Origin of the sequence: Bradyrhizobium sp. LMG 9283 (assembly GCF_045571415.1) — a bacterium.
Classification (GTDB): Bacteria; Pseudomonadota; Alphaproteobacteria; order Rhizobiales; family Xanthobacteraceae; genus Bradyrhizobium.
Genome location: NZ_CP120691.1, coordinates 5041766 through 5068633, shown reverse-complemented (window position 1 = coordinate 5068633; position 26868 = coordinate 5041766). Strand labels below are relative to the sequence as shown.

Sequence of the window (26868 nt, the reverse complement as noted above, 5' to 3'; positions counted from 1 at the left end):
GGCCATGCAGCCGGCCATGCAACGGTGTCAGTTGCGCGCGCAGTGATCACTGAAGGCGATCATCCAGGGCGCGCTGCACGTCCGGCGGCGGCATTGCCCTTCGCCGCAGCCGCGCGGTAAGCGTCGATCGCTCTGTTGGCAAGCATCAACTGCCGGCGTTCACCGGCCCGGAGCTGGGCTTCGATCGAGTCGAGCAGGAAATTCGCGCTCTCGTCAGGCGGGCCGAGCTCGCCGCTCTTCTCCAGGCAGCTCCAGGCGATGAAGAATGCGCTTTCGACGGTGCAACGGATCGACATGCGCTGCCAACGCGGCGCGGCCGTAGGCGTTCCCGTGCGGCGGGCGGGACTTGCGTCGGGCCCGCCGCTGGAGTGGATCAGTTCTTGAGCACGATGCGACCGACGACCTTGCCGGCGCGCAACTCGTCGATCCATTTCTGCACGTCGCCCATCGGCTCCTCGCGCATCGGCGTCGGCTTGATCTTGTCGGCGCGCGCGAGCGCCATCAGCTCGTGGGCCTCAGCAAGCGTGCCGACCATGAAACCTTCGATGGTCATGCGCTTGTAGACCCATTGCACCATCGGCAGCGTGAACTGGCCGCCCATCAGGCCCGAGACCACGATCTTGCCGCCGCGCGCGGCGACCGCGACCGCGAACGCCATCGACTTCTCGTTGCCGGCGAAATCCACGATCTCGTCGAAGCCGCCTTCGGTCTCCTTGAGGATGCGCTTGATCACGTCGGGCTCGGCCGGATCGTAGGCGACGGCGGCGCCGTTCTTGAGTGCGGTCTCGCGCGCGGCCGGTGAGAGGTCTGCGACCGTGATCGGCTGCTTGAACATCGCCTGCGCGAACGACAGGCCCATCATGCCGACGCCGCCGAGGCCGATCAGCAGAAGATTGCGCTGGCGCGGACGGTCGACCAGGCGCTTGAGCGCGCCATAGGCGGTCACCCCGGAGCACATCAAGGTCGCGGCCTGGTTGACGGGCAGGGGATCGTAGTCGAGCAGATATTTGGCGTCGGGCACCAGCACGTGGCTGGCAAAGCCGCCGTCGATGGAGACGCCGAGGAAGCGCTGCTTGACGCAGAGATTCTCGTCGCCATTGGCGCAGTCGCGGCACTGGCCGCAGCCGATCCACGGAAAGACGGCCTTCTTGGCGCCGACGAGGCTGGCTGCTACGTCGGGGCCGACTTCGTCGACGACGCCCGCGATCTCGTGGCCGAGCGTGAAGGGCAGCGTCATGCCGCGCGTGGTGTCGAGCTTCTTGCCGCCGCCGAGATCGGCGTAGCCGTCCTGGATGTGCAGGTCGGAATGGCAGAGGCCGCAACGCTCGATGCGCACCAGCACTTCGCGGCCTTGCGGCTTGGGCGTGTCGACGATGGTCTCGCACAGCGGCGCATCGAACTTGACCAGGGACTGCCTGCGCATCAGCGCCATATTCTTTCCTCCGAAATTATCGCTCTGCTTCGTTCCGTATATTGGCCAATTCACTGGCCATGGCAACAAAGCCGGAAATCGGGATGGTCTCGGCGCGCCGCGTTGCATCGACGCCGGCGGCGCTCGCGAGCCGCGCGGGATCGACGCCCAGCGACTTCAGGCTTTGCCGCAGCATTTTTCGGCGCTGGCCGAACGCGGCGGCGGCGACCTGCTCGAGCAGCCTGCGATCGCAGGGCAGCGGTTCTGCGCGCGGCACGACGCGCACGACGGAGGAGGTGACCTTCGGCGGCGGCACGAAGGCGGAGGGCGAGATGTCGAACAGGATCTTGGTCTCGCAGCGCCAGTTGGCGAGCACGCCGAGCCGGCCATAAGCCTCCTCGTCCTCGCGCGCGACGATGCGCTCACCGACCTCGCGCTGGAACATCAAGACCATCATCTCGTACCAGGGCGGCCAGGGCTCGACGGTGAGCCAGTTGATGAGAAGCTGGGTCGCGATGTTGTAGGGCAGGTTCGCAACGATCTTTGCGCGTTCGCCCGCGAGCAGCGGGCGCGGATCGAAGGTCATGGCATCGCCATGCACGATCTCGAGCCGGCCGGGATAGCGCGCCGAAATATCCTGCAAGGCCGGGATTGCGCGCTCGTCATGCTCGATGGCGATGACGCGCCGCGCGCCGAGCGCGAGCAGCGCCCGCGTCAGCCCGCCCGGGCCGGGCCCGATCTCGACGATGGTAGAATCCTCGAGCGGCGCGGCCGCGCGCGCGATGCGCGCAGTGAGGTTGAGGTCGAGCAGAAAATTCTGACCCAACGATTTCCTGGCCGACAGCGCATGCTGGCGAATGACCTCGCGCAGCGGCGGGAGGTCGTCGATCGCGCTCATCAGCTTGGCGAAGCCGCCATGCGGCTGGCAAGCTGAAGCGCCGCGATCAGGCTCGCCGGATTGGCTTTGCCGGTGCCGGCGATGTCAAAGGCGGTGCCGTGATCGGGCGAGGTGCGGATGAAGGGCAGGCCGAGCGTGACGTTGACGGCGTCGTCGAAGGCGACCGTCTTGATCGGGATCAGCGCCTGGTCGTGATACATGCAGACTGCGCAGTCATAGGTCTGTCGCGCGGCCTCGTGGAACATGGTGTCGGCGGGCAGCGGGCCCCTGGCCTCGATGCCGTCGTTGCGCAGCACTTTCAGCGCCGGGGCGATGATGGTCTGCTCCTCGTGGCCGAGCGATCCGTCCTCGCCGGCATGCGGATTGAGGCCGGAGATCGCGATGCGCGGCTTTGCGATGCCGAAGCGGGACTTCAGTTCGGTAGCGACGATGCGAACGGTCGAGACGATCAGCTCGCTGGTGAGCTGGGCCAGCGCATCGCGCATCGAGACGTGGATGGTCACGGGCACCACGGCAAGCTGTGGCGACCACAGCATCATCACCGGTTGCGGCACATGGCCGTTCTCCGCGGCAAGCTCGGCGAGGAATTCGGTGTGGCCGGGATGGCGGAAGCCGGCGCGGTAGAGCACGCTCTTGGCAATCGGGTTGGTGACGACGGCTCCGGCGCGACCCGCGCGCACGTCGATGACCGCCTGACGGATCGAGGCGAGCGCAGCCGGCGCGCTGGATGCGTCGGGCTTGCCGGGCTCGGCACTCGCGCGCTCGCCGGTCGCGACCACGGGCAGGGCATCAGCGAAGGCGGAAGCGGCCTCACTGGGGCTCAGCGCGGCGATCCTGATGTCGGCGCCGAGCGCTTTGGCCCGCCGCGCGATCAGCACCTCGTCGCCGAGCAGATAAAAGGCGGGCAGGTTCAGCTCGCGGCGCCGGAGCCAGGCTGCGATCGTGATGTCGGGGCCGATGCCGGCGGGCTCTCCCAGGGTCAGGGCAAGGGGCTTGGCTGCGGACTTGGTGGAGGGCTCTGAGAGGGGCTTGGCCATCAGCGGTTGCGATATTCGATCATCGCCGCCTTGCGGAGCTCCTCGAGATAGGCCTTCTGGGTCTTCTCGTACTTCTCCTGATACATCTTCTCGCGGACCTCGCGCTTCTTCGGCGTGTCGATCATGGTCGGCTTGCGCGAGCACAGCACCACCATCTCGATGCCCGCCTTGGTCACCTCGGGCGCGGTCAGGTGGCCGATCGGCGTGTCGTCGAGCAACTTGCGCAGCGGCTCGGGCAGCTCCGCGGTGGTCTTGGTGACTGTGTCGCGGATGGTGGCGTTCGGTGTCGAGCGGAACAGCGAGTTGGCTTCCTCGCAGCTTCCGACGCGGGCGCGATAGGTCTCGGCTTCCTTCTTCCGTGTTTCCAGGAACGCCGCCGACGAGCCGCGCGGCACGATCAGCACGATCGGCTGCATCTTGTATTCGGTGCCCTCGATCTGGAGCTTGTCGCCGGTCTGGGCCTGCACGGCCTGCGCGACGTCGCGCTCGCCGACGAGCAGCTTCTCCTTGAATCGGCCGCGCACCAGGCTGGTCCAGACCATCTCGGACTTCATGCGGCCCTTCAGCGTCTCGGGGCGGACGCCCTTGGATTCGAGCGACTTGGTGAGCTGCTCCGGCGAGATGCGCATGCGCTGCGCCATGCCTTCATAGGACTGGTTGATGTCGGAGACGCCGGGGTCGACGCCGTACTTCTTGCCTTCCTTCAGCTTCACCTTGTCGTCGATCAGCTCGTTGATGACCTCCTGCCGGCTCGGGGTCTTCTGCGTCGTCAGCTGGTCGAGCTTGGAGCGCTGCTCGATGTCGAAATCGGTGATCGGATCGCCATTGACCATGACGACGACGTTCTGCGCGCGCGCCGGCGAGGGCAGGGCTGTCAGCATCAGTCCGGCACCGATGGCGAGAAGGAGGCGGAAGACAGGCAATGGGGTCGTCATGATGTCGCTCGCATGTCAGCCGCGTCGTGCTGGGGCAAACGCGGCCGGCACTTCAATCCCGTTCACTGGAGGCCGGCGGAACTGCTGGTCGTCGACGAGGTCGCCAGCGTGCGCAGGCCGATTTGGAACATGAATGCGTGGCTCAACGTAGGGGGTGCGGTGCCCGCGGAATAGCTATACGAAGTTACATAGTTCGCCGCCAGCACGAAGCAATCGTCGACATAGCCGGCCCCGAGCACATACTGGTTGATCTTGTTGGCCTCGAGGTCCCAGCGCGCCGAGCCCGACACCACCCAGTTGCTCGCGATCTTGATCGAGCCCGATGTCAGGATGCCCTCGCGGCGGGTCAGATAGCCGAGCTCCGGCTGCGCTGCGTAATTGCCGTACAATACGCTGACCGACCAGCGATTGAAGTTGGCGCGGCCTTCGGCCTCGAAGCGCTGCACGTTCCAGGTCTGCTCGTCCATGCGGGAGCGGACGCTGAACGTGTAGGTGCTGTTGGGCGAGTAGCTGGCGCTCGCGACGTAATCGGACCGCGGCTTGTCGAGGCCGGAATCCAGGCCGGTATTGATGGTGTCCTGGACCGCGAAGGAGTTCAGGCCGAACAGGTGGTAGGACTGGCCGAACAGCACCTTGACCGCGCCGCCCTTGTCGAACTGCGTGGTGGACTGCACGCCGACATTAGCGCGGCCGCCGCCCTCGACGCGATCGTAGCCGGAGAACTTGTCGACGCTGAACAGGTTCGAGGCGTCGAACACCATGCTCTGGGCGTCCTCGTTCGGCAGCTTGCCGGCATAGGTCTCGTTCGGCCGGATGATGATTTGCGCGATCGGCTCGACGGTGGTGGAGCCCCAGGGCTGGATGTTGATGAAGGGATAGCGGTACTCCAGGCCCACGGTCGGCATCAGGCGGAACGCCTGGGTGTCGCCGATGGGCAGGTAGTTCGACACGCCCGGCTGGTTGGAGACCGACGAGTTGATCGCGTCGGCGCGCAGGCTCGCGAACGGCGTCCAGATCTGGCCGAACGGATCGGTGAAGGATTTGCGCCACTGCGCTTCCGCCGTCAGGCGTGTGTAGGTGCCCGGGAAGCCGCGCAGCAGGCACTGCGAGGGCATACGCGCCAGCGGATCGGCCGACGCCGTGGTGCACAGGCTGTTGGTGTTGGCGACCGTCGTGATCGGATCGAACACCGCATCGTCACGCGACAGGTTCACGAAGTTGGTCTTGTAGCTGAACTCGCCGCCGAACACGGGATAGTTGAGCACGTTCGAATAGTCGATCACCGGATAGACGATCGGCACCTGGCTCTGGTTGCCCGAATAGCTCAGCCAGTACATCGTGCGCGCATCGAAGAAGCTGCGGTTGCCGACGCCGGTCAGATAGAGCTGCGACAGCGCTTCCGTCGGCAGCAACAGGAACGAGCCGAGCGGATCACGGTATTGATAGAGCCGGTAGTCCGAGAAGAAATAGTAGTCGGACATCAGGACGCCGTCCCAGCCCCAGACCCATTTGTCGTTCAGTGCGAACTGACCCTTGGTGTCGATGGCGCCGCGGAACTGGCGGTCGCCGGGCTGTCCGGCAAACGCTCCGGGATCGAGCTGGTCGATGCCGTAAGCGCGGATCTGGTAGGCGCCGTCGATCAGGCGCTGGCGGAATTCGCCCTGCAGCATGACGCCTTGCCGCGTCATGAAGCGGGGGGTGATGGTTGCGTCCATGTCGGGCGCGATCGCCCAGTAATAGGGCACCTCGACGCCGAAGCCGGTATTCGTCGTGCCCGGGAAGTAGCCGGGCATCAGGAAGCCGGACTTGCGCTTCACGGTCGGGTCGGGGGTCGAGAAGTAAGGCATGTAGGCGAGCGGCACGCCGAAGAATTCGAGCTGTGCCGTCTCGAAATACAGCATCTTCTCCTGCTGGTCGTGGATGATGCGCGCACCCTTGACCTGCCATAGCGGCGGCTTCTTCGGATCGTCCTTACACGGCGCGCAGGCCGTGTAGACGCCGTTCTCGAATACCGTGTAGTTGCCGCTGGAGCGGTCGGCGCGGCTCGCGGCCATGCGGGTCTGGTCGGCTGTATCCACGCGCAGCGAATCGACGAAACCGTCGCGGTAATCGTCGGAGAGATCCATGATCTCGGCATAGGTGATCTTGCCGTCGGCATCCGTCATGCGGATGTTGCCTTCGGCATGCAGCCGCTTGGTCTTCTGGTCGTAGATGACCCGGTCGGCCTCGACGCTGGTGCCGTTGTAGAACAGCTGGACGTTACCGACCGCGGAGACGCGCGAATTGTTGTAATCGTAGTCGACCTCGGTCGCCTGAACCAGCATCTGGTTGTCGTTGGCGGCCTTCGGCGGCTTCGGACGCGGCGGCAGCGGATTGTAGGTGAAGCTCTGGGCCTGGGCCGGCGCCACGACGGAAGCATCGATCAAGCCGCTGAGCGAGGCAGCCGCGACGACGGCAATCAGGAGCCTGCGGACGGACAAGCCGCACCCGTTCGCGCGCACCAACGTGCGCCGCGTCAAACGAGACACGAGCCCTCGGTGGACGGCAGTCACTATCCGTCCTCCTGATAGAGCAAGGCCAAAAAGCCGGTGAGGCCGCCCACCACAACGGGCAACCACGCCGCAGCGATCGGATGCATCAACTCAGCCTTGCTCAAATCCTCAGTTACTTTCGACAGAACGTAGAGCAGAAAGCCTGCGCCCACGCCACTCAAAACCATCTTCTGCACGCCGCCCATCCGGAAGAAGCGCAACGACACGGAGGCCGCGAGCATCACCATGGCTGCGAGCAAAAACGGCTGTGCCAGAAGCTTCTGATACTGGAGTCGGTATCCGGCTGTCGCGAAGCCCGAGCTTTCCGAGGAGCGGATGTAGCTCGGTAGTTGCCAAAAGGACACAGTCTCGGGAGTGGAAAAGCTGTTGCGGACCTGCGCCTCGGTCAACGTGGTCGGAATCTCCAGGCTGGCCTGGTCGATCGGGGGCGCATCCAGCGAGAAGCGGCGGACGCCCTTGAATACCCAGCGGCCGGCCTCGAGCGTCGCCTCGCGGGCCTCGACCCGCTCCTTGAAGTGCTGGTCCGGGTCGAACCGGAACAGCGTGAGCCCGGTGAGCCGGATGCCTTGCTGCTCGCTCCGCGCCGCATTGATGATGGTCTGGCCGTCGTTGGTCACCTGATTGAGCCAGAAGCCGGAGGCGTCCTGGATGCCGCCGCCCGGCGCAGAGCCGAACAGCTCGGCTTCCATGCGCTTGGACAGCTCGCGCAAATTGGCCGACATCGGATTGTAGGCGACGGTGGCGATCACCCCGATCAGCAGCGCGCTGCCGAGCGCCGGCGAGATGAACTGCCAGGCGGAGATGCCGGCAGCGCGCGCCACCACGAGCTCGAGCCGGCGGGAGAGCGCGAGATAGCAGGTCATGGCGCCGATCAGCATGCAGAACGGCGTCAGCTTCTCCAAGAGCTGCGGCACCCGGAACAGCGAGGTCTCGGCCACCATGATCGCGGAGGCGGATGCCAGCCCCGAGGTCTTGCGTACCATCTCGATGTAGTCGACCAGCACCAGCAGCAGGAAAATGCCGCCGAAGACGCCAAGCGCCGCGACCACGAAGCGGCCAGCGAAATAGCGCCCGAGTGTATTGGTGAGCATGCTCATGCGGTGGCCGGACGTCCGAACAGCCGCGCGATCCGTGCGTTCGACCTGTTGATGGCCTCCATCAGGCCGGGAGGCGGCTCGACCACGACACCGCCGATGATCATGGCCAGCCCGATGCCGATCGCGCCGACGACCATCGCGTATTGGACCAGCACCGCGCCCGGCGATTTCACCGCCATCACCGAGCAGGCGAAGCCGGCCATGCGCAGCCCGAACACCGCAAGGATCGAGGAGGCGATCGAGAAATTCCGGCTCTGGCGCGTGGTGCGAGGCGCCCCCAGGAACGCGAAGGTCAGCACGGCAAAGGCGAACGGATAGATCGGCGCCAGGATGCCGTCGTGCAGGGCCGAGCGGAACTGGCCGGGAATCTGCTTGTAGACGGGGTCGTTCTCTGACGGCGAGAACAGCTCCCACAGATAGCGCTCGCGGATGCCGAGGGTGACGTCGCGGCCCTGGTTGGAGAACTTCGACATGTCGAAGCCGTAGCGGCCGAACGCCACCAGGGCGGGATCGCGCTTGCCCGCTTCGAAGCGCTGGAGATTGCCGGTCTCCAGCACCAGGAACGAGCCGGTCTCGTTCTTCACGACCTCGCCGTGCTCGGCGACGATCGAGACGCGCTCGTTCGGATCGCGGCGGTCGTCAATGAAGATGCCGGCGAGGATGCCGCCGGGCAGGCGCTCGCGGATCCGGATCGTGAGGTTCCTGTCGAGCTGGGCGAAGCGGCCAGGCTGCAGGATGTTGGTGAGCACGTCGGCGGTGATCTCGGCGTCCCACTGCTTGATGCGCCGCATGCCGTCGGGGGCGAGATAGGCCGCGATGAACGCGACCAGCAGCGCCACCACGCAGGTGGCGTAGAAGAACGGGTAGAACAGCCGGAACGGCGAGAAGCCGGCGGCATTCATCACGATGATCTCGGAATCGGTCGCGAGCTTGTTCAGCGTGTGCGAGATCGCGATCATCAGCGCGATCGGCGAGATGATCAGGACCAGGGCCGGGATCACGAGGCTGGTGATGCCGAGGAAGGTGAGGATGGTCTGACCCTGGCTCGTCATCAGGTCGATGCCGCGCAACGCCTGCGTAATCCAGATCACGCCGGTGAGGCTGACCAGGACTAGCGCAAACGACGCCAGCGTCGTGCGGAAGATATACCTATCGATCGACCCCATGCGCGACCGCACGAATCCCCAGAAGTCCCCAATGTCGACCAGAATTCCGGCGGTCCGACCAATCCCCGTCAGGGGACCCCCAAGGTCGGCCAGCAGCTCTTCCGGCGGTTCATTTTCTCACTACCATCCCTTTGATCTGTCAACAAAATGGCTGCCCCGTGGCACCCTCAATATATGGTTAATATTTCGGTCGTTGTGGCCTCCCGGCCACGGCGGCGCTTGGCATCGGGCGGGCCGCTGGCCCATAGTGGGGGAGCCTCAGTGAATCGCCGTTCAGCTCCGGTTTCTGGCTGGAACTCCCGAACGACGAAAAGCCCCATGTTTTGGAGGAGTTATCCATGTCCGATGCCATCAAGGTCGGCTTCGTCCCGTTGTCTGCCGCCCCCCGTGGCATCGTGGTCGTGTTCTGCGACGATGGCCTGAAGCTCGGCCCGGCGACGACCAAGGCGCTCGGTGGCGCCGTCGACCTCGTGAAGCGCGCGGCGGCTGCCGCCGCCTTCAAAGGTAAAAGCGGGGCGGCGCTGGACATTCTGGCGCCCGATGGCGTGAAGGCGACCCGGCTGATCGTGATCGGCGCCGGCAAGGCGACTGGCCTGAAGGCGAACGATTTCCTCAAATTCGGCGGGGTCGCCGCGAGCAAGCTGCCCGCTGGCGCCAGCGCCATGACCATCATGGCGGAGCTGCCCGGCGGCGCCATGACGAGCGAGCAGGCGGTTGCGATCGCCTCCGGCTTTCGCTTACGCACCTACAAGTTCGACCGCTACAAGACCAAGAAGAAGGACGGCGAGGAGGGCGGCTCGCGTGCCGATGTCTCGCTTGCGGTAAGCGATGCCAGTGCTGCGAAGAAGGCGTTTGCCTCGGCCGGCCACGTCGTCGACGGCGTGATCATCGCGCGCGACCTCGTCAACGAGCCGCCGAACGTGCTTTTCCCCGAGGAATTCGCGCGAAGAGCCGGTCAGCTCCGCAAGCTCGGCGTCAAGGTCGAGGTGCTCGACGTCAAGGCGATGCAGAAGCTCGGCATGGGCGCGCTGCTTGGCGTCGGTCAGGGCTCAGCGCGGCCGAGCCGCACCGTGATCATGCGCTGGGACGGCGGCAAGAAAGGCGAGGCACCGGTCGCCTTCGTCGGCAAGGGCGTCTGCTTCGACACCGGCGGCATCTCGATCAAACCGGCCGGGAGCATGGAGGACATGAAGGGCGACATGGGAGGCGCGGCCTGTGTCGTCGGCCTGATGCATGCGCTCGCTGCGCGCAAGGCGAAGGTCAACGCGGTCGGCGCCATCGGCCTCGTCGAGAACATGCCCGATGGCAACGCGCAGCGGCCGGGCGACATCGTCACCTCGATGTCCGGTCAGACCATCGAGATCATCAATACAGACGCGGAGGGCCGCCTCGTGCTGGCCGACGTGCTCTGGTATGTCGCCAAGAAGGTGAAGCCGAAATTCATGGTGGATCTGGCGACGCTGACCGGCGCGATCATGGTCGCGCTCGGCACCGAGCATGCCGGCATGTTCTCCAACAATGACGAGCTGGCCGACCGGCTGCTCACGGCTGGCATCGAGAGCGGAGAGAAGGTCTGGCGGATGCCGCTCGGTCCCGAATACGACAAGCTGATCGATTCCCAGTTTGCCGACATGAAGAACACCGGCGGCCGTCATGGAGGCTCGATCACCGCAGCGCAGTTCCTGCAGCGCTTCGTCGACGGCACGCCCTGGGCGCATCTCGACATCGCCGGCACCGCCATGGGCGCGCCGAAAACCGATATCAACCAGAGCTGGGGAAGCGGCTACGGCGTCCGCCTGCTCGACCGCCTGGTCTCCGACCATTACGAGCGCAAATGACCCGACATGACTGAAGTGCTGTTCTACCATCTGCAAAACATGTCGGTGGAGAATGTGTTGCCGCCGCTTCTCGAGAAGTCGCTCGAGCGCGGCTGGCGCGTCGTGGTGCAGTCGACCTCGGAAGAGCGCGCCGATGCGCTCGACGCGCATTTGTGGACCTATCGCGACGATTCCTTCCTGCCGCACGCGACATGGCGGGTGAACGATGCCGCCGACCAGCCGATCGTGCTGGCGATCGAGGGCGGCAATCCCAACGGCGCCAATGTTCGCTTCCTGGTCGACAATGCCGCGCTGCCGGAGGACGCACAGGGCTATGAGCGCATGGTGCTGCTGTTCAACGGCGACGATCCGGATGCGCTTGCGCTCGCCCGCACGGCGTGGACGGATTGCAAGGCGCGCGGATTTGATGTCACCTATTGGCAGGCCGACGAGCGCGGCCGGTGGCAGAAGCGGAATTAGCTGCAATTAATGATAATTTGCACTTTTCGGGCGATGCTGGCTTCGGCCACCTTCGTGCCGCAAAGGGATGTTGGGACAATCGTTTAGGGCTGGTCCTTCACGCGGGGAATTAGTTTATCGTGCGACATCAAAAGCTTCCCGGCTCGCTCATGATTGCGTTGGCTGTCGTAGCACCGCTGGTTGCGGGCTGTTCGGGCGGGACCGATCTGTTGTCGAAGGACGCCGAATGGTTCCAGCGACCCGGCCGTCTCTTCATCAAGAACATCTCGATCGAATCGCCGCCGCTGACTCCGGATAAGCCCGTGGGACCCGAGGACCTCGTCAGCGCCGACGGCGCCTGTCCCGGCATGGCGCCGCCGCCCGGACCGGCCGATGCCAATGCCTCGACGACAGCACCCGCGCCGATCGGCGGCACCGTCGCGCTCGGCCATACCGAATGCGACGTGGTGCGCGGCATCGGCGCGCCCTCGACCGTCAATCTCTCCAACGATGCCGCCGGCCGCCGCGTTGCCGTCGTCACCTGGACCACCGGCCCGCGCGCCGGCATCTACACGTTCACTTCGGGGCGCCTGTCTTCGATCGAAGGCAATCCCGAGCCGCAGCCGGTGCCGAAGGCGACCAAGCCGAAGAAGAAGCACGCGTAAGTGGGCGAGCTTTCGGGACGGCTACGGCCGTCCCTTCATTGCATCTTCGAACGACAGGATCTGACCGCTCGCTCCCCGGAACGTGGTTTTCGCGGGCCAAATCTTCTCGATCTCACTGAGAAAATGGCGGGCGAGCGGTTTCCAGTCCACGTCTGGTTTGAGCGAATAGATGCTGAGCGTCATGCCTTCATCCGCGCGAGGCGAGTGCACTTCGGCGAGCCAAGGCTCATTGAGCAGGTTGATGCTAATCCCCGCCTCGTTGCACAGGTCCAGTGTGCGCCATGTGCTGCGTCCGTTTCGAAGCTGTTCGTCGCCGCGAATTGACAGCGCATGTGTGTGGCCAAAATCGGCGAACGTTCGCTCGAGCGTTCTCCAGTCTTCGGCAGGCACCTTCAAGTTTGCATAGACCTGCGGTCCGACGGACGTGCGCCCGTCTCTGAAGAGATTGTGGCAGCTTCTGTCCCTTACGACGACCGGCAGGATAAAGACGCCACACGTCAGAACGGCGGCAGCAGAGACGACACTCCACGATCGGCGGCCGGATCCGGACAATCGCATAGCAGCCCAAAAAGCGAGGCCCCCAACAAGGCCCAACAAGCCTGCCAGTCCCAGGGTGCGAACGTACTCAATCCAGAAAAAAGGGTTGGCACGCCATTGACGATCGTAGGCCTGCCGTCGGTCGAGGCGTTCTGGACACTGAGCATCGACACCAATGCCAATACGCCGAATGGCAGTGCCGCGACGACGAAGCCTCCGAGCGCGCAGATCGCAATGCCGACATGCGATCGCTTGCGGCGGACGAGAAGAAAGAGTGGAAGACCGAACAGCACGGCGTGGGCCGTTGCGACCATGAACGTCGTCATGGTCAGGTTCAGGAATTGCTGGATGGCGACGATGTTGACCGGCTCTTCGATCTGCACGCAAAGCGGAACGACGAACGCAATGGTCACGCCAAACGCGGCAAGTAGGGTTGCTCCCAACAGATGCAGATGCTGCTGAAGTCGCATGTCCGGCCGTCGCCCAGGGTTGTCGTGGTGCATCCCACAACTGACCAACCTAAAGCATGATGCGGAAAAGTGCGAAGCAGTTTCCGGAGCTCATGCGCAACCAACAACCCCAAGCGTGATGACGATTCAATATCTGGCCATCGTCAGCCCGGAGGGCTTTCTTTCGCGATATGCTGCCAGAACGCCTCCGCGGCCTGCGCCAGGCGCAGCTTCGGCCGGAATACGTGGATCTCGATCGGCACGTGCCATTCGGGCCCGCCCGCGGCGACGATCTCGCCGGAGGCGAGCTGATCGGCGATCAGGCTTTCCGGCAGCCACGCCATGCCGCGGCCGGCCTGGACCATCGTCACCAGCAGCTTTGCAAGGTGAGATGTGAAGGTTGGGCGCAGATGCGCGTCCAGCGGCGACGTCGCGCGCACCGCTTCGAGGATTCGTCCCATGCCCGATTCAGGGCGGAAGCTCAGGAAGGGGACCGGCGTGGCCGCCGTGCCAGGCAGCTTGAAACGCGGCTTGCGGCTTCGAGGCGACATCGGCACCGATGCTGGAACGAGCCTGTCGTCGCCGACATGGAGCGAGCGGAAATGCGACGGCGCCAGCGCCGTGGGTGCCGCCGGGTGATAATGGCAGAGCAGGAAATGTGCATCGCCCGCCAGCAATATCCGCTCGCAGGCCTCCATGTGATTGGCGACGAGCTGCACGTTCGGCACGAACAATAGCTTGGTCTCGATGCCGCGCAGCCAGTCGGGAAAGAAGGTCAGTGACAGCGCGTTGGTCGAGGCGAATTTCAGCACGTCGGACGCGCCGCGGGCCCGCTCCTGAGCGTCGAGCCGGCCGGCGGAGAGCCGGCGCAGGACGTCCTCGGCAGTCTCGCGAAAGCCCTCGCCGGCCGGTGTGAGATTGACGCTGTGGGTGGTGCGATCCAGCAGCGGCGCGCCGGTCCACACTTCGAGCGCCTGGATTCTGCGGCTCAGCGCCGGCTGGGAGCAGTTCCGCTGTTCTGCTGCCCGCGAGAAGCTGCGGGTGGTCGCCACCGCGATGAAATCGTGCAGCCAGTTGATCTCCATTGCACGGCCTCCTGATGTCTCAAACATTGCTTATGCATGATTTGCATAAAGATATCAGAACACGACATTGGATTTCCAGTGTCGCGGGCGGCACGGTGCAGCAAGTCTTCTCGGGGAGGAAAGCGCGATGGCCGCGCGCACGCTGTACGACAAGTTGGTCGACGCCCATGTGGTCCGCAATCTCGATGATAGCGGTCTCGTGTTGCTCTATGTCGACCGTACCGTGCTCAACGAATACACCAGTCCGCAAGCCTTCGCCGGGCTGCGCGCGGCCGGGCGCAAGGTCTGGAATCCGAAGGCCGCGCTGATGGTCGTCGACCACGTCAACCCGACCGCGGCTCAGCGCACCCGCGCGATGCCGGACCGAGGCGCGGCGCGGCAGGTCGATTACTTCGCCGAGAACGCCAGGGATTTCGGCATCGAATATTTCGACATCCTCGATCCGCGGCAGGGCATCGAGCATGTCGTCGCCCCCGAGCAGGGGCTCGTCATGCCGGGCATGGTGATCGCCGCCGGCGACAGCCACAGCACCGCCTATGGCGCGTTCGGCGCTCTCGGCTATGGCATCGGGACATCCGACATCGAGCACTATCTCGCGACGTCGACGGTACGCTATCGCCGCCTCAAGACGATGCGCATCCACCTGACCGGGGCGGCGCCGCTCGGCGTGACGCCCAAGGACATCGTGATGGAGGTGATCCGGCGGATCGGTGCCGATGGTGCGACCGGATACGCCGTGGAGTTCAGTGGTCCCGTCGTCTCAAACATGAGCGTCGAGGGCCGGATCGTGATGTCTATCATGATCGTCGAGGCGGGTGCGCGCGGCGTCGTGATCGCACCGGATCAAAAGGTGCTGGATTATCTGAAGGGACGTCCGCGGTCGCCGAAGGGCGAGATGTGGGAGCGGGCGGCCAGGAGCTGGCTGACCTTGGCTTCGGATTCCGACGCTCGGTTCGATCGCGAGGTCACGCTCGACGTTTCTGAAGTCGCGCCGGTCGTGACCTGGGGCACCAGTCCCGACCAGGCGATCGCCGTCACTGAGACCATTCCAGATCCTGGACAGCAGGCTGCGCCCGAGCGCCAGGCAGCGGCAAACCGCGCCTTGAACTATATGGGCCTCACGCCCGGCCTGCCCATTCAATCCGTTCCGATCGACTTCGCTTTCATCGGATCCTGCACGAATTCGCGCATCGAGGATCTGCGCGACGCGGCCGAGATCTTTCGCGGCCGCCGCGTTGCCGAGGGCGTGCGGGCGATCGTGGTGCCGGGTTCGACCCAGGTCAGGGCGCAGGCCGAGGCGGAAGGTCTCGCCAAGGTCTTCACCGACGCCGGCGTTGAATGGCGGCAATCCGGCTGCTCGATGTGCCTTGCGATGAACGACGATGTGCTCAGGCCGGGTGAACGCTGCGCGTCCTCGACCAACCGCAACTTCGAGGGCCGCCAGGGGCCGGGCGCGCGCACGCACCTGATGAGCCCGGCCATGGTGGCCGCGGCAGCCGTCACCGGACGCATCACGGATGTGCGTTCTCTGTTGAGAGGAGCACGCCAATGATGCCGTTCGATCAGGTCACGGGCGTGGCTGCGCCCATGATGGCGCCGAATGTCGACACGGACGTCATCATGCCCAAAATGTTTCTCAAGGGCGTGGATCGCAGCGGGCTCGGCGAGGGCGCCTTCAATCTGCTGCGCTTCAGCGACGGCAAGCCCAATCCGGGCTTCATCCTGAACCAGGACGGCTATCGCGAGGCCTGCTTTCTCGTGGTCGGCCCGAACTTCGGTTGCGGGTCGAGCCGCGAGCACGCGGTCTGGGGGCTTCAGCAGCTCGGCATTCGCGCGCTGATCGGCACCAGCTTTGCCGGCATCTTCAACGACAATTGCGCCAACAACGGTCTGCTCACGATTTCGCTCGATCCCGGCGTGGTGGCGGAGCTCGCTCAGGCCGTCGCCGACAGCTCGCGCAATGACGTCACGATCGACCTCGCCGCGCAGACGATCCGGTTCGATTGCGGTCGCCGCTCGATCGAGTTCGACATTGAGCCGGACAGGAAAGAGGCCTTCCTGACCGGCCGCGATTTCATCGCCTCCACGCTCGTCTTCGCCGACGACATACGCGCCTTCGAGGCGCGGCATCGGGCGGAGAACCCCTGGATCGTCTGAACTGCACGAAGCTGGCGCGGCTCGAATCCGCTCGCCACGAGAAACCATAAACAGCGGAGGGACCCTTGGTGGACACGACTTATCGCGCGGCTGAGGCGCCGCAGACCGCAGTTGCGACGAAGCTCGCCCGTCTCAGGATTGGCCCGTTGCCGGTCGGCATCTACGGCGCGGCGGCTCTCGTCTGCGTCACCGCAGTCTATTCCGGCAAGCTGCCGAACGACGTGATCGGTGGCCTTTCAGTCCTGATGCTGCTCGGCTTCCTGCTGGGCAAGCTCGGCCAAACCATTCCGGTGCTGAACCGGATCGGCGGCACGGCGATCCTCTGCCTGTTCGTGCCGTCGGCCCTGGTGAGCTACGGCTTGGTGCCGGATGCGGCCCTGAAGGCGGTCACGACCACGTTCCGCACCGCCAACTTTCAGTATTTCTTCATCGCCTGCCTCGTCGCAGGCTCGATCCTCGGCATGCCCTACCGGGTCCTGGTTCAGGGCTTCATTCGCATGTTCGTTCCGCTCCTGATCGGCACGATCGCGGCCGTCGCCGCAGGCATCGCCGTCGGGCTTCTGTTCGGCCATAGCCCGAAGGACACGTTCTTCTTTGTCATCATTCCCATCGTCGGCGGCGGTCTTGCCGAAGGTGTCCTGCCGCTGTCCATCGCCTATTCCGAGATGTTGCATCGGTCGCAAGCCGAGCTTGTCGCGCAGATGGTGCCGGCGGCGCTGCTCGGCAACGTCGTCGCGATCGTGAGCGCGGGCCTGCTGGCCCGTCTTGGCGAGATGAGGGCCGACCTCAATGGCAGAGGGATGCTGGTCAAGACCGGAGACGACGACATTCTCGGCGATGCGCGGCCGGACCGACCGATCGATCTCGGACTGCTCGGTGCCGGCATGGTGCTGTCGTGCGGCTTGTTCGTGCTCGGCATGATCCTTGCGCCGCTCACGGGCATCCCCGGACCGATCATGATGATCATCGCCGCGGTGGCATTGAAGCTCACCAAGTTGCTACCGGCCGAGATGGAGCTCGGCGCCTATCAGATCAACAAGTTCATGTCGACCAATCTTACCTTCGCGATCCTGGTGGCGATGGGGACCTTGCTGGTCTCGTGGCAGCAGCTCGTTGCCTCCTTCAATCCAGGCTACATCATGATCTGCACGGCCACGGTGCTGGCGATGATCGTGTCGGGATTTTTCGTCGGCAAGTGGCTGAACATGTATCCGGTCGAGGCGGCGATCGTGACCGCCTGCCACTCGGGCCTCGGGGGCACCGGCGACGTCGCCATTCTCGGCGCCGCGGACCGCATGGGCCTGATGGCGTTCGCCCAGATCGCCACCCGCGTCGGCGGCGCGATCATGATCGTGATCGCGACACTCTTGATGAAGTCGCTGTCCTGATACGGGCCGCGCTTTTCGCGCAGGACGAATGTTCCAGGGGAGAATTGCAATGCTCGAATTCGAACAGATTGAATCGGGCTCCGATCGATCGGAGACCGGGTTGACGCGCCGCCATCTGATGTCGATCGCGTTGACAACAGGTGCCCTCGGTTCGGCCATATTGGCGCCGGGCGCTTTCGCTCAGGAGAATAATGCCGTGACGACCAACACGCTGCAGAAGTTGCTGCCAGGGTTTCAACAGAAGCGCCTCAAGACCAGCGGCGCCGAAATCAATGCGCTCGTGAAAGGCGAGGGGCCGCCGCTGCTGTTGCTGCACGGGCACCCGCAAACATTGGCGTGCTGGCACAAGATCGCGCCCAAGCTCGCGGAGCGCTTTACCGTGGTGCTGACCGATCTGCGCGGGTATGGCGACTCCAGCAAGCCCGACGGCGGCACCGACCATATCGCATATTCCAAGCGGGAAATGGCGCGGGATCAGGTCGAAGCGATGCGCGCGCTCGGCTTTGACCGCTTCCAGGCTGTCGGCCATGATCGCGGCGGGCGCGTGCTGCATCGTCTGTTGCTTGATCATCCGGACGCCGTCTCCAGGGCGGTCATGCTCGACATCGCGCCGACCGCGACGATGTACGCCAAGGTGAACAAGGAGTTCGCCACGCGCTACATGTGGTGGTTCTTTCTCATCCAGCCGGCGCCGCTTCCGGAAACCCTGATCGGTAACAATCTGGAATTCTATCTTCAAACCCACATCAACAAGCAGAACAAGACACCGGGCGCCATCGATCCGGTTGCGCTCGAAGAGTATCGCCGCTGCTACACCCGCGAGACGCTGCACGCCGTGTGCGAAGATTATCGCGCCGCTGCCGGCATCGACCTGATCCACGATGAAGCGGATTCCGACAAGAGGATCGGTTGCCCGCTGCTCGTGCTCTGGGGTGCAAAGGGAGTCGTGGGGGCGAGCTACGACGTGCTTGACACATGGCGCGCCAAGGCAAGGGACGTGCGAGGCGGAAGCCTGCCCTGTGGCCATTATCTGCCGGAAGAGGCACCGGAGCTGCTCGTCGAGCAGCTCAACGCCTTCCTCGCCTAATTAGGCGGCGCGCGTCGGCGGCCCGGTCATGATCGTGATCGCGCCGCGCTTGTTGAAACTGCTTTCCCGATGGTCTTGCGACCAGGAATAGGCTCATATGGAGCCATAAGAACTCGGAGGAAAGTATGCGGTTCATTGCCCTCGTTTCGGCTCTGCTTCTGCCGCTCGGTGCGGCCGTCGCTCAGGACTATCCGACCAGGCCCATCACCATGCTGGTGCCGTTCGCCGCCGGCGGACCCACCGACACCATCGCGCGGCTCACGGCGGCCGGGATGGCGAAATCCCTGGGACAGCAGGTCATCGTCGAGAACGCGACCGGCGCCGGCGGCACCATCGGCACCACCCGCGCCGCGCGCGCCCAGCCGGACGGGTACACGCTGCTGATCCATCATGTCGGCATCTCGACCGCCGCGACGCTCTACCGCAATCTCAGCTATGACACCAAGACGGCCTTTGCGCCGATCGGGCTCGTGACCAACGCGCCGATGACGATCATCGCGCGTCCGGATTTTCCGGCCAACACGCTCAAGGAGCTGGTCGCCTACGCCCAGCAGCAGGGCGACAAACTGACCTATGCCAATGCCGGGCTCGGCGCGGCATCACATCTGTGCGGCATGCTGTTCATGACGGCGATCCAGAAGCAGCTCACCACGGTGCCCTATAAGGGCAACGGTCCCATCATGAACGACCTGCTGGGCAAGCAGATCGATCTCACCTGCGACCAGGCGACGAACACCACCGGACCGATCACGGCCAAGCAGGTCAAGGCCTATGCCATCACCACCAAGGAGCGGCTGAAGAGCCTGCCCGATCTGCCGACGGCCGACGAGGCCGGCCTCAAGGGTTTCGAGCTCGGCGTCTGGCACGGTATCTATGCGCCCAAGGGCACACCGCCGGCGGTCGTTCAGAAGCTGACGGCGGCGCTTCAGGCGGCACTCAAAGATCCCGCGCTGATCTCCCGGTTCAACGACATCAATACCGAGCCCGTCCCGCAGGACAAGGCAACGCCCGAGGCGTTAGGCGCGATGCTGACGAGTGAGATCGACCGCTGGGCGCCGATCATCAAGGCAGCCGGGCAATACGCGGATTGAGTTATCGGGGGCCCGCTGGGATTGCCAACCGAGCGGGTAAATGAGCAGCTCATTCAATAGCTCGCTCGCCGGTGTCCTAACACCGGTACTGTGCATGGGGTTGTTTTGCACGTTTTTGTTGGCGCGCCCTCGCGCCGGAAGCGTTAGCTGGCCGCCTCATCGAATTGCGCGCTCGCCTCCAGCCATTGCTCCTCGGCGCGGGCGAGCGCCTCGGCCGCATTGGCACGCGCCTTCGACAGTTGCGCGGCCTGCTTGGGATCGCGCGTAAAAATGTCGGGCAGGGCGAGCGCCGTGTCGATCTTGGCGATGATCTCGCCGACGCGGGCGATCTCGGCTTCGGCTTCCGCGATGCGCTTCTTCAGCGAGCCGCGATTGTCCGACTTCGGGCGCTGCGGCTTTTCGCTTGGCGCACTTCGCTCGCGTGGCGCGGCGTCTGCGTTGCGTGCTGACAGCACCAGGCGGCGGTACTCGTCGAGATCGCCGTCGTAATTGGTCACGGTGCGGTCGGCGACGATCCAGAGCCGCTCGGCGCAGGCCTCGATCAGATAGCGGTCGTGCGAGACCATGATGACCGCGCCGGGAAACTCGTTGATCGCTTCCGCAAGCGCGCCGCGGCTGTCGATGTCGAGATGGTTGGTCGGCTCGTCGAGGATGATCATGTTGGGGCCGAAGAAGGTCGCAAGCCCCAGGAGCAGCCGCGCCTTCTCGCCGCCTGACAATTTGCCGGCCTTGGTGTCGGCGGCTTTGCCGGAGAAGCCGATCGCGCCGGCGCGGGCGCGCACTTTCGCTTCGGGCGCATCGCCCATCAGCTTGCGGACGTGGTCGTAGGCGGAGGCGTCCTCGTTGAGCTCGTCGAGCTGGTGCTGCGCGAAATAGGCGATCGACAGCTTGTCCGCGCAGGTCACCTTGCCCGAGAAGGGCGCGAGGCGTCCCGCGAGCAGTTTGACCAGCGTGGACTTGCCGTTGCCGTTGGCGCCGAGAAGCGCGATGCGGTCATCGTTGTCGATGCGCAGGGTGACGCGATTGAGCACGGGGCTGGCCGGATCGTAGCCGACCGCGGCGTTGTCGACGGCGATGATCGGCGGCGAGAGGATCTTCTCCGGTGCGGGAAAGCTGATCTCGCGCACATCCTCGGTGACCAGCGCCGTGATCGGCTTCAGCCGCTCCAGCATCTTGACGCGGGATTGCGCCTGGCGCGCCTTGGAAGCCTTGGCCTTGAACCGATCAACGAAAGCCTGCAGGCGGGCGCGCTCGGCCTCTTGTCGCTTGACAGCCTTGGCGTCGAGCAGCTCGCGCGCGGCGCGCTGCTCCTCGAACGAGGAGTAGGTGCCCTTGTAGAGCGTGAGCTTGCCGCGCTCCAAATGCAGGATCTGGTCGACCGAGCTTTCCAGGAGGTCGCGGTCGTGGCTGATCACGATCACCGTGCGCGGATAATGCGCGAGGTGATCCTCCAGCCACAGCGTGCCTTCGAGGTCGAGATAGTTGGTGGGCTCGTCGAGCAGCAGAAGATCAGGGGCCGCGAACAGCGTCGCAGCGAGCGCGACGCGCATGCGCCAGCCGCCGGAGAATTCGGCGCAGGGGCGCAGCTGATCGGCGGCGGAGAAGCCGAGGCCGGACAGGATCGCGGCGGCGCGGCTCGGTGCCGAATGCGCGTCGATGTCCACGAGCCGGGTCTGGATCTCGGCGATCCGGTGCGGATCGGTCGCGTGCTCGGCCTCAGTGAGCAGCGCGTCGCGCTCGAGGTCGGCCTTGAGCACGACCGAGATCAGGCTTTCGGGGCCGTTCGGCGCTTCTTGCGCGAGGCTGCCGATGCGCCAGCGCGGCGGCAGGGTCACGGAGCCGTGCTCGGCCGCGAGCTCGCCGCGGATCACCTTGAATAGCGTCGACTTGCCGGTGCCGTTGCGTCCGACCAGGCCGACGCGTGATCCCGGCGTGATCTGCACGGAACTCTGGTCGATCAAGAGGCGTCCGGCGAGGCGGATGGAGAGGTCGGAGATAGCAAGCATGCGGCCTTGTCACCGCAAGGCGCGTCGAACGCAACCCGCTTTTTCGTCAATGCGGCTCGCGCTCGCGCCGCTGCAGCTCGTTCAGGAGCTGCTCAAGATGTGTCGGGAGACGAGGTTCGGGCCGGAGGCTCTGCTGGAGCCGCTCGCCCACGGCATCGCAAATCGAGCGGCTGGTGCGCCGGTCGATCTGTACGCTGTCATCGGCAAAGGGCCCAGCCATCGCAAGGTTCCGTGTTTTGAAAGTAAGGACACGGTACCAAGTCATTGCCGGCGAAATGGTTTCGCTGACCTTGGGGAATGCCGGGCATTCTCGTGAAAATTGTATTAATGGCGTCTTATTTACTCAAGGCAAAGCCCCGGCGAGGGGAGCGCCGGGGCTTCTCTTGGAAGGTACCTGGGGGGCTTAGGTACCCTCATGAAGGTGCTGACGGGCTCAGTAGCAGCGGTTGATCAGGCGCCAGCGGGGTCCCCAGGGGGTCGGGACCAGCCGGCGCACATAGCAGCCGCCATAACCGTAGGAGACGGGGGCGCCGAAATAGAAGCGCGGTCCACCCCAACCGTAGCCATGGTGCCAGCCGCCGCCATGCCAGCCCCAACCGCCATGCCAGTGAGCGGATGCAGAGGTTGGCGCCAGCGCGGCACCCAGCGCGACCGCGGCGACTGCGGCAAGCGAAAGTTTCCTCAACATGGTGATCTCCTAAAGACTGCCGGCGCGGGGTGATCCGCGTCGATGGAAAGGCCGCCGAAACGGTCCGCCTGATGATCAAGCTTCGGTTTCGATGGACCCACCTTACGCCGGCGAAGCTGAACCGAACCCTGACGGCGGTTTCAGATTGGGTTCATCTGGGTGAAATTGTTGTCATCCAAGCTGGAATGGGGGAGCCCGTCCCTGCGGCGAAGCGCCTGTGAGGCTGTTTCGGCGGTCGCTTGCCGTCCGGCAATGGCGCCGATATAAGCCCCGCAACTCGACAACCACCCGCTTTCTTCCCAAGGACAAGATTATGGCCATCGAACGCACTTTCTCGATCATCAAGCCCGACGCGACCGAGCGTAACCTGACCGGCGCGGTCAACGCCGTGATCGAGAAAGCGGGCTTGCGCATCGTGGCGCAGAAGCGCATCCGCATGACCAAGGAGCAGGCCGAGACCTTCTATGCCGTCCACAAGGCGCGCCCCTTCTTCGGCGAGCTCGTGGCGTTCATGACTTCCGGCCCGGTCGTGGTTCAGGTTCTGGAAGGCGAGGGTGCGATCGCCAAGTACCGCGAGGTGATGGGCGCGACCGATCCGTCTAAGGCGGCCGAGGGTACCGTGCGCAAGCTCTACGCCAAGTCGATCGGCGAAAACTCGGTGCACGGTTCGGATGCGCCGGAGGCCGCCGCGATCGAGATCGCGCAGTTCTTCTCGGGCAACGAGATCGTCGGCTGATCCAGCCGGCAGGTTAGAGGCGACGGGCGAAAGGACTCATTGTGGACTGGCTCTGGCAGATCTTCGATCCCGCTACGATCGGGGCATTCTTCACCCAGTTCCGCAACGAGATGGCTGCGCCGACCTTCTGGATCGCGGTCGGCAAGATCATCTGGATCAACATCCTGCTCTCCGGCGACAATGCGCTGGTGATCGCGCTCGCCTGCCGCGGCCTCAATCCGCGGCACCGGCTCTGGGGTATGATCTTCGGTGCCGGCGCAGCCGTGATGCTGCGAATCATATTCACCGGCATCGTCGCGACCCTGATGGAGCTGCCGTATCTCAAGCTCGTCGGTGGCCTCGCGCTGATCGTGATCGCGGCCAAGCTCCTGGTGCCGGAAAACGAGGACGAGGACGACGTCGAGTCCGCCTCGCATCTGTGGCAGGCCGTGCAGATCGTCGTGGTCGCCGACATCGTCATGAGTCTCGACAACGTCATTGCGGTCGCTGCCGCGGCCAATGGCAGCGTGCCGCTCTTGATCCTCGGCCTCGCCATCAGCGTGCCGCTGATCGTCGCCGGCGCGGCGCTGATCATGGCGCTGCTCGCAAAGCTGCCGGTGCTGGTCTGGGCCGGCGCGGCGCTGCTCGGCTGGATCGCGGGCGAGGTGATCGCGACCGACCCTGGCGTCGCGCCGAGGCTACATACACTGTTTGACGGCCCGCTCGGTACCTCGCTCGACAGCATGCTCGGCGTGCTACGTATCCCGCCGCAGTTCGGCCATGGCGGCGGAGGCGGCGAATATCTCTGCGCCGTGCTTGGCGTGGTGGTCGTGCTGGTGGTCGGCTCCATCTGGCGCCGACGCAGCCTGATCCAGGCAGCGCTGGAATCCTCCGAGAGCCACGCCAAAGCCTCGGCGGAGTGACCTTGAAGCGCTAATCGGTATGGCCTTCCTCTCCAGCGATGAGAGGCGAGCACGTCGCTGAGACGCTCGCCTCGTTGGCAGAACACGAGCGATCGCCGGCATGGGCTCGGCGCAAAAGCCGAAGTCTCCCATCATTGCGTTCGTATAACCGCGCGCCTCGCGCGTCGCGGGATCTTCGCGTTGCGCGGTCGTGCGCGTGGGCGTTGCGTAGAGGGCCCCCTTGCGCAACCACTAGGCGATTTAGACATTGTCTTATTATAAACTACTGAAAACAAAGGGTTCCTTCGTTGACTCGACGAAGGCTCCCACGGCACGTCGCTCCGACGTTCATGTTCATGAAATCGGAAGCTGGTGCGATGTCGTCGAAAGTGATTTGCCGTCCTGTTGCTGTTCTTGCCGCTCGCATCAAAACACTTTTGACGGGCGCCAGCCCGAGAGCCTTTGCGGTCTCCGTGGCCTCCATCGCCTTGGTTTGCGACGGCGTCCTGCACGGCACCAGTGCGCAGAGCGCTGTGACGGGGACGCAGCAGGGCGCTACGTTGCCGGCGGTGACCGTCACTGCAGACGCGCCGAAGCCGCGCGCACGTCCGCGATCCAACCCCAGCCGAAGGGCGGGTCGTCAAACTGCGCCCGCAAGTGAGCGGGCCAAGATGCAGGCGGAAGCCGCCCCCGGTGCCGCGAAGCGTGGCGCACTCCCTCCGTCCTACGCAGGCGGACAGGTTGCGCGGGGAGGCCAGGTCGGCTTGCTGGGCAACAAGGATTTCATGGATACGCCGTTCAACATCACGAGCTACACGGCGAAGAAGATCGAAGATCAACAGGCCGTCACGGTCGCCGACGTCGTCAGCAACGATCCATCGGTGCGGTTCACCGGCCAGACCGGCGGCATCCTCGACTCCTTCTTCATTCGTGGCTTTCCGATCGGCGAGGGTAATGTCGGAGAAATTGCCTTCAACGGTGTCTATGGCGTTGCGCCGAACTACCGTGTCTTCACCGACTACGTCGAGCGCATCGAAATCATCAAAGGCCCGACCGCGCTGCTTTACGGGATGGCGCCGAACAGCAGCGTCGGCGGCACCATCAACATCGTTCCGAAGCGTGCAGGGGATGTCGACCTCACGCGGGTCACGACCGACTACGCGACGGGCTCCCAGCTCGGCACCCATGTCGACGTGAGCCGACGGTTCGGCGAGAACCGCGAGTTCGGCATTCGCGTCAATGGCAGCTATCACAATGGCGATACGCCGCTGGATAACCAGACCCGGGAGGCGCATGTCGGCTCCGCGGCGTTCGACTACCGCGGCGAGAAATTCAGAGCTTCGCTCGACTTCATCGATCAGGAAGAAAAGTTCGATGCGCCCACAAGGCCGTTCCTGGTCGCAACAGGCGTGGCCGTCCCGACCGCGCCGGTCGGACGGCGCAACGTCACACAGGCTTGGGAATGGGCCAAGGTTCACGACAACTCCCTGCTGGCACGCGCCGAATATGATGTGACTGACTCGGTGACGGTGTTCGCCGACGGCGGTGGCGGCAGGACCCAGGTCGATCGCCTGTTTGGCACGCCGACGATCCTGAACGCAGCGGGCAACACCACGTCGACGCCGGGTCACTTCAAATTCGATATCGACAGGAACGTGGCCGATGCCGGCGTGCGTGCCCGGTTCGAAACAGCCGCGATCAGTCACGCGGTGACCTTTCAAGGCAGCTACTACACGGATCAGATCTCGAGGGGCTCTGTGTCCGGAACGCCGGTATTGTCCAACATCTATGCGCCGATCGCCCGTCCCGAGCAGCTCGTCCCGGCGCCCGCGACCGTCCCGAGGCTGTCGGACACTGAATTGACCGGCCTTGCGCTGGCCGACACGTTGTCAGTGTTCCAGGATCGTCTTCAGCTGACCGTTGGTGTCAGGCAACAGGGCGTCAAGTCGAACAACTACAACACCACGACGGGGGCCGTCACTTCCGCCTACGACCAAACGGCGTTCACGCCGATGGTTGGCGTCGTCGTCAAGCCCTGGAGCAACGTTTCGCTGTACGCCAACTACATCGAAGGGCTGAGCAAAGGCGACGTCGCACCGGCGACCGCGAGCAATCAAGGAGAGGTCCTTGCGCCGTATTTCAGCAAGCAGAAGGAAGCAGGCGTCAAGGTCGATTTCGGCATGCTCGCCACCACGATCAGCCTGTTCGAGATCACCAAGCCGTCGGGACAGCTGGGTGCCGATAAGGTCTTCCGGGCCGACGCCGAGCAGCGCAATCGCGGCGTGGAATTCACCGTGTTTGGAGAAGTGCAGCCGGGCATTCGCGTGCTTGGCGGCGTGACGTTGATCGACGCAGAGCTGACAAAGACGAGCACGCCAGCCAATCTTGGCAGGACGCCGATCGGCGTGCCTCAGGTGCAGGCCAATCTGTCGGCTGAATGGGACACCCCGTTCGCGCCCGGACTGACGCTGGTCGCCAACACTATCTATACGGGACATCAATATCTGGATGGAGCAAATGCGCAGGTCATTCCGGCCTGGACCCGGCTCGATCTCGGCGCGCGCTACAACACGCGCATCAACAACCGTCCCGTCACGCTTCGCGCTCTGGTCCAGAACGTGTTCGATACCAATTACTGGGCTGGCGTGGCGAGCTTCTCCGCAGTGGCGCAAGGCGCGCCGCGAACCCTGCTCTTGTCGATGTCGACGGATTTCTGAGCGGAGAGC

General features: G+C 64.5%; 24 protein-coding genes. 11 read left to right on the top strand and 13 right to left on the bottom strand.

What is annotated here, in order from left to right:
* Positions 1–59: 59 nt before the first annotated feature.
* The 8 genes from P6U29_RS23990 to lptF all read right to left on the bottom strand — a co-directional run bounded on the left by P6U29_RS23990 (position 60) and on the right by lptF (position 9096).
* On the bottom strand, positions 60–296 hold the full coding sequence (locus P6U29_RS23990; protein WP_407112584.1) for a hypothetical protein: 237 nt from the start codon (positions 294–296) through the stop codon (positions 60–62).
* A 77-nt stretch (positions 297–373) separates the two neighbouring features.
* A complete protein-coding gene (locus P6U29_RS23985) occupies positions 374–1432 on the bottom strand; it encodes an alcohol dehydrogenase (protein ID WP_407112583.1) in 1059 nt (352 codons plus the stop codon).
* A gap of 16 nt (positions 1433–1448) precedes the next feature.
* Positions 1449–2309 carry a 16S rRNA (adenine(1518)-N(6)/adenine(1519)-N(6))-dimethyltransferase RsmA gene (gene rsmA / locus P6U29_RS23980; protein WP_407112582.1) on the bottom strand — a complete coding sequence of 287 codons (861 nt, stop codon included), beginning with the start codon at positions 2307–2309 and terminating at the stop codon, positions 1449–1451.
* Positions 2309–3346 carry a 4-hydroxythreonine-4-phosphate dehydrogenase PdxA gene (gene pdxA / locus P6U29_RS23975; RefSeq protein WP_407112581.1) on the bottom strand — a complete coding sequence of 346 codons (1038 nt, stop codon included), beginning with the start codon at positions 3344–3346 and terminating at the stop codon, positions 2309–2311. Before pdxA ends, rsmA begins: the two co-directional genes overlap by 1 nt.
* Entirely contained in the window at positions 3346–4281 is a 936-nt protein-coding gene (locus tag P6U29_RS23970; protein ID WP_407112580.1) for a peptidylprolyl isomerase, read from the bottom strand. Before P6U29_RS23970 ends, pdxA begins: the two co-directional genes overlap by 1 nt.
* 62 nt (positions 4282–4343) lie before the next feature.
* The gene (locus P6U29_RS23965; RefSeq protein WP_407112579.1) at positions 4344–6833 is read right to left on the bottom strand and encodes an LPS-assembly protein LptD; all 2490 of its coding nucleotides are present in this window, start codon (positions 6831–6833) and stop codon (positions 4344–4346) included.
* The gene (lptG, locus tag P6U29_RS23960) at positions 6833–7930 is read right to left on the bottom strand and encodes an LPS export ABC transporter permease LptG (protein WP_407112578.1); all 1098 of its coding nucleotides are present in this window, start codon (positions 7928–7930) and stop codon (positions 6833–6835) included. The genes P6U29_RS23965 and lptG overlap by 1 nt, the downstream gene beginning before the upstream one ends.
* Positions 7927–9096: an LPS export ABC transporter permease LptF gene (gene lptF, locus P6U29_RS23955; RefSeq protein WP_407112577.1), complete on the bottom strand. Its 1170-nt coding sequence runs from the start codon at positions 9094–9096 to the stop codon at positions 7927–7929. The genes lptG and lptF overlap by 4 nt, the downstream gene beginning before the upstream one ends.
* A 338-nt stretch (positions 9097–9434) precedes the next feature.
* Here lptF and P6U29_RS23950 point away from each other — a divergent pair, with 338 nt between their 5' ends.
* From P6U29_RS23950 to P6U29_RS23940, 3 genes are all read left to right on the top strand, one after another.
* Positions 9435–10934, top strand: coding sequence for a leucyl aminopeptidase (locus tag P6U29_RS23950; RefSeq protein ID WP_407112576.1), 1500 nt, complete (start codon positions 9435–9437; stop codon positions 10932–10934).
* Between the two features lie 6 nt (positions 10935–10940).
* Entirely contained in the window at positions 10941–11393 is a 453-nt protein-coding gene (locus P6U29_RS23945) for a DNA polymerase III subunit chi (protein WP_407112575.1), read from the top strand.
* Between the two features lie 158 nt (positions 11394–11551).
* A complete protein-coding gene (locus tag P6U29_RS23940; protein ID WP_407119411.1) occupies positions 11552–12037 on the top strand; it encodes a hypothetical protein in 486 nt (161 codons plus the stop codon).
* Between the two features lie 21 nt (positions 12038–12058).
* Here P6U29_RS23940 and P6U29_RS23935 read toward each other — a convergent pair whose 3' ends face one another.
* The 3 genes from P6U29_RS23935 to P6U29_RS23925 all read right to left on the bottom strand — a co-directional run bounded on the left by P6U29_RS23935 (position 12059) and on the right by P6U29_RS23925 (position 14108).
* Positions 12059–12433 (bottom strand): hypothetical protein, encoded by a 375-nt coding sequence (locus tag P6U29_RS23935; RefSeq protein ID WP_407112574.1) that lies wholly within the window; start codon positions 12431–12433, stop codon positions 12059–12061.
* A gap of 101 nt (positions 12434–12534) precedes the next feature.
* On the bottom strand, positions 12535–13077 hold the full coding sequence (locus tag P6U29_RS23930; protein WP_407112573.1) for a hypothetical protein: 543 nt from the start codon (positions 13075–13077) through the stop codon (positions 12535–12537).
* Between the two features lie 110 nt (positions 13078–13187).
* The gene (locus tag P6U29_RS23925) at positions 13188–14108 is read right to left on the bottom strand and encodes a LysR family transcriptional regulator (protein ID WP_407112572.1); all 921 of its coding nucleotides are present in this window, start codon (positions 14106–14108) and stop codon (positions 13188–13190) included.
* A 127-nt stretch (positions 14109–14235) separates the two neighbouring features.
* On the opposite strand from P6U29_RS23925, the gene leuC reads away from it, so the two are divergent.
* From leuC to P6U29_RS23900, 5 genes are all read left to right on the top strand, one after another.
* On the top strand, positions 14236–15660 hold the full coding sequence (gene leuC, locus P6U29_RS23920; protein ID WP_407112571.1) for a 3-isopropylmalate dehydratase large subunit: 1425 nt from the start codon (positions 14236–14238) through the stop codon (positions 15658–15660).
* Entirely contained in the window at positions 15657–16265 is a 609-nt protein-coding gene (gene leuD, locus P6U29_RS23915; protein WP_407112570.1) for a 3-isopropylmalate dehydratase small subunit, read from the top strand. Before leuC ends, leuD begins: the two co-directional genes overlap by 4 nt.
* A 68-nt stretch (positions 16266–16333) precedes the next feature.
* Positions 16334–17653, top strand: coding sequence for a 2-hydroxycarboxylate transporter family protein (locus P6U29_RS23910; RefSeq protein ID WP_407119410.1), 1320 nt, complete (start codon positions 16334–16336; stop codon positions 17651–17653).
* Between the two features lie 49 nt (positions 17654–17702).
* Positions 17703–18740 carry an alpha/beta fold hydrolase gene (locus P6U29_RS23905; RefSeq protein WP_407112569.1) on the top strand — a complete coding sequence of 346 codons (1038 nt, stop codon included), beginning with the start codon at positions 17703–17705 and terminating at the stop codon, positions 18738–18740.
* 125 nt (positions 18741–18865) lie between these two features.
* A complete protein-coding gene (locus P6U29_RS23900; protein ID WP_407112568.1) occupies positions 18866–19831 on the top strand; it encodes a tripartite tricarboxylate transporter substrate-binding protein in 966 nt (321 codons plus the stop codon).
* Between the two features lie 143 nt (positions 19832–19974).
* Here P6U29_RS23900 and P6U29_RS23895 read toward each other — a convergent pair whose 3' ends face one another.
* Positions 19975–21837 (bottom strand): ABC-F family ATP-binding cassette domain-containing protein, encoded by a 1863-nt coding sequence (locus tag P6U29_RS23895; RefSeq protein WP_407112567.1) that lies wholly within the window; start codon positions 21835–21837, stop codon positions 19975–19977.
* A gap of 433 nt (positions 21838–22270) precedes the next feature.
* Positions 22271–22525, bottom strand: coding sequence for a sulfur globule protein precursor (locus P6U29_RS23890; protein ID WP_407112566.1), 255 nt, complete (start codon positions 22523–22525; stop codon positions 22271–22273).
* Between the two features lie 313 nt (positions 22526–22838).
* On the opposite strand from P6U29_RS23890, the gene ndk reads away from it, so the two are divergent.
* The 3 genes from ndk to P6U29_RS23875 all read left to right on the top strand — a co-directional run bounded on the left by ndk (position 22839) and on the right by P6U29_RS23875 (position 26859).
* Positions 22839–23261: a nucleoside-diphosphate kinase gene (gene ndk, locus P6U29_RS23885; protein WP_407112565.1), complete on the top strand. Its 423-nt coding sequence runs from the start codon at positions 22839–22841 to the stop codon at positions 23259–23261.
* A gap of 41 nt (positions 23262–23302) precedes the next feature.
* Positions 23303–24163, top strand: coding sequence for a TerC family protein (locus P6U29_RS23880; protein WP_407112564.1), 861 nt, complete (start codon positions 23303–23305; stop codon positions 24161–24163).
* A gap of 650 nt (positions 24164–24813) precedes the next feature.
* Positions 24814–26859: a TonB-dependent receptor gene (locus P6U29_RS23875; RefSeq protein ID WP_407112563.1), complete on the top strand. Its 2046-nt coding sequence runs from the start codon at positions 24814–24816 to the stop codon at positions 26857–26859.
* Positions 26860–26868: the final 9 nt, after the last annotated feature.

Coding starts and splice junctions, on each gene's coding strand:
- P6U29_RS23950 (WP_407112576.1), top strand. CDS start 9,435: ATGTCCGATGCCATCAAGGTCGGCTTCGTCCCGTTGTCTGCCGCCCCC.
- leuC (WP_407112571.1), top strand. CDS start 14,236: ATGGCCGCGCGCACGCTGTACGACAAGTTGGTCGACGCCCATGTGGTC.
- P6U29_RS23895 (WP_407112567.1), bottom strand. CDS start 21,837: ATGCTTGCTATCTCCGACCTCTCCATCCGCCTCGCCGGACGCCTCTTG.
- P6U29_RS23900 (WP_407112568.1), top strand. CDS start 18,866: ATGCGGTTCATTGCCCTCGTTTCGGCTCTGCTTCTGCCGCTCGGTGCG.
- lptG (WP_407112578.1), bottom strand. CDS start 7,930: ATGAGCATGCTCACCAATACACTCGGGCGCTATTTCGCTGGCCGCTTC.
- lptF (WP_407112577.1), bottom strand. CDS start 9,096: ATGGGGTCGATCGATAGGTATATCTTCCGCACGACGCTGGCGTCGTTT.
- P6U29_RS23985 (WP_407112583.1), bottom strand. CDS start 1,432: ATGGCGCTGATGCGCAGGCAGTCCCTGGTCAAGTTCGATGCGCCGCTG.
- P6U29_RS23990 (WP_407112584.1), bottom strand. CDS start 296: ATGTCGATCCGTTGCACCGTCGAAAGCGCATTCTTCATCGCCTGGAGC.
- rsmA (WP_407112582.1), bottom strand. CDS start 2,309: ATGAGCGCGATCGACGACCTCCCGCCGCTGCGCGAGGTCATTCGCCAG.
- P6U29_RS23970 (WP_407112580.1), bottom strand. CDS start 4,281: ATGACGACCCCATTGCCTGTCTTCCGCCTCCTTCTCGCCATCGGTGCC.
- P6U29_RS23905 (WP_407112569.1), top strand. CDS start 17,703: ATGCTCGAATTCGAACAGATTGAATCGGGCTCCGATCGATCGGAGACC.
- pdxA (WP_407112581.1), bottom strand. CDS start 3,346: ATGGCCAAGCCCCTCTCAGAGCCCTCCACCAAGTCCGCAGCCAAGCCC.
- P6U29_RS23875 (WP_407112563.1), top strand. CDS start 24,814: ATGCAGGCGGAAGCCGCCCCCGGTGCCGCGAAGCGTGGCGCACTCCCT.
- P6U29_RS23890 (WP_407112566.1), bottom strand. CDS start 22,525: ATGTTGAGGAAACTTTCGCTTGCCGCAGTCGCCGCGGTCGCGCTGGGT.
- P6U29_RS23930 (WP_407112573.1), bottom strand. CDS start 13,077: ATGCACCACGACAACCCTGGGCGACGGCCGGACATGCGACTTCAGCAG.
- leuD (WP_407112570.1), top strand. CDS start 15,657: ATGATGCCGTTCGATCAGGTCACGGGCGTGGCTGCGCCCATGATGGCG.
- P6U29_RS23925 (WP_407112572.1), bottom strand. CDS start 14,108: ATGGAGATCAACTGGCTGCACGATTTCATCGCGGTGGCGACCACCCGC.
- P6U29_RS23945 (WP_407112575.1), top strand. CDS start 10,941: ATGACTGAAGTGCTGTTCTACCATCTGCAAAACATGTCGGTGGAGAAT.
- ndk (WP_407112565.1), top strand. CDS start 22,839: ATGGCCATCGAACGCACTTTCTCGATCATCAAGCCCGACGCGACCGAG.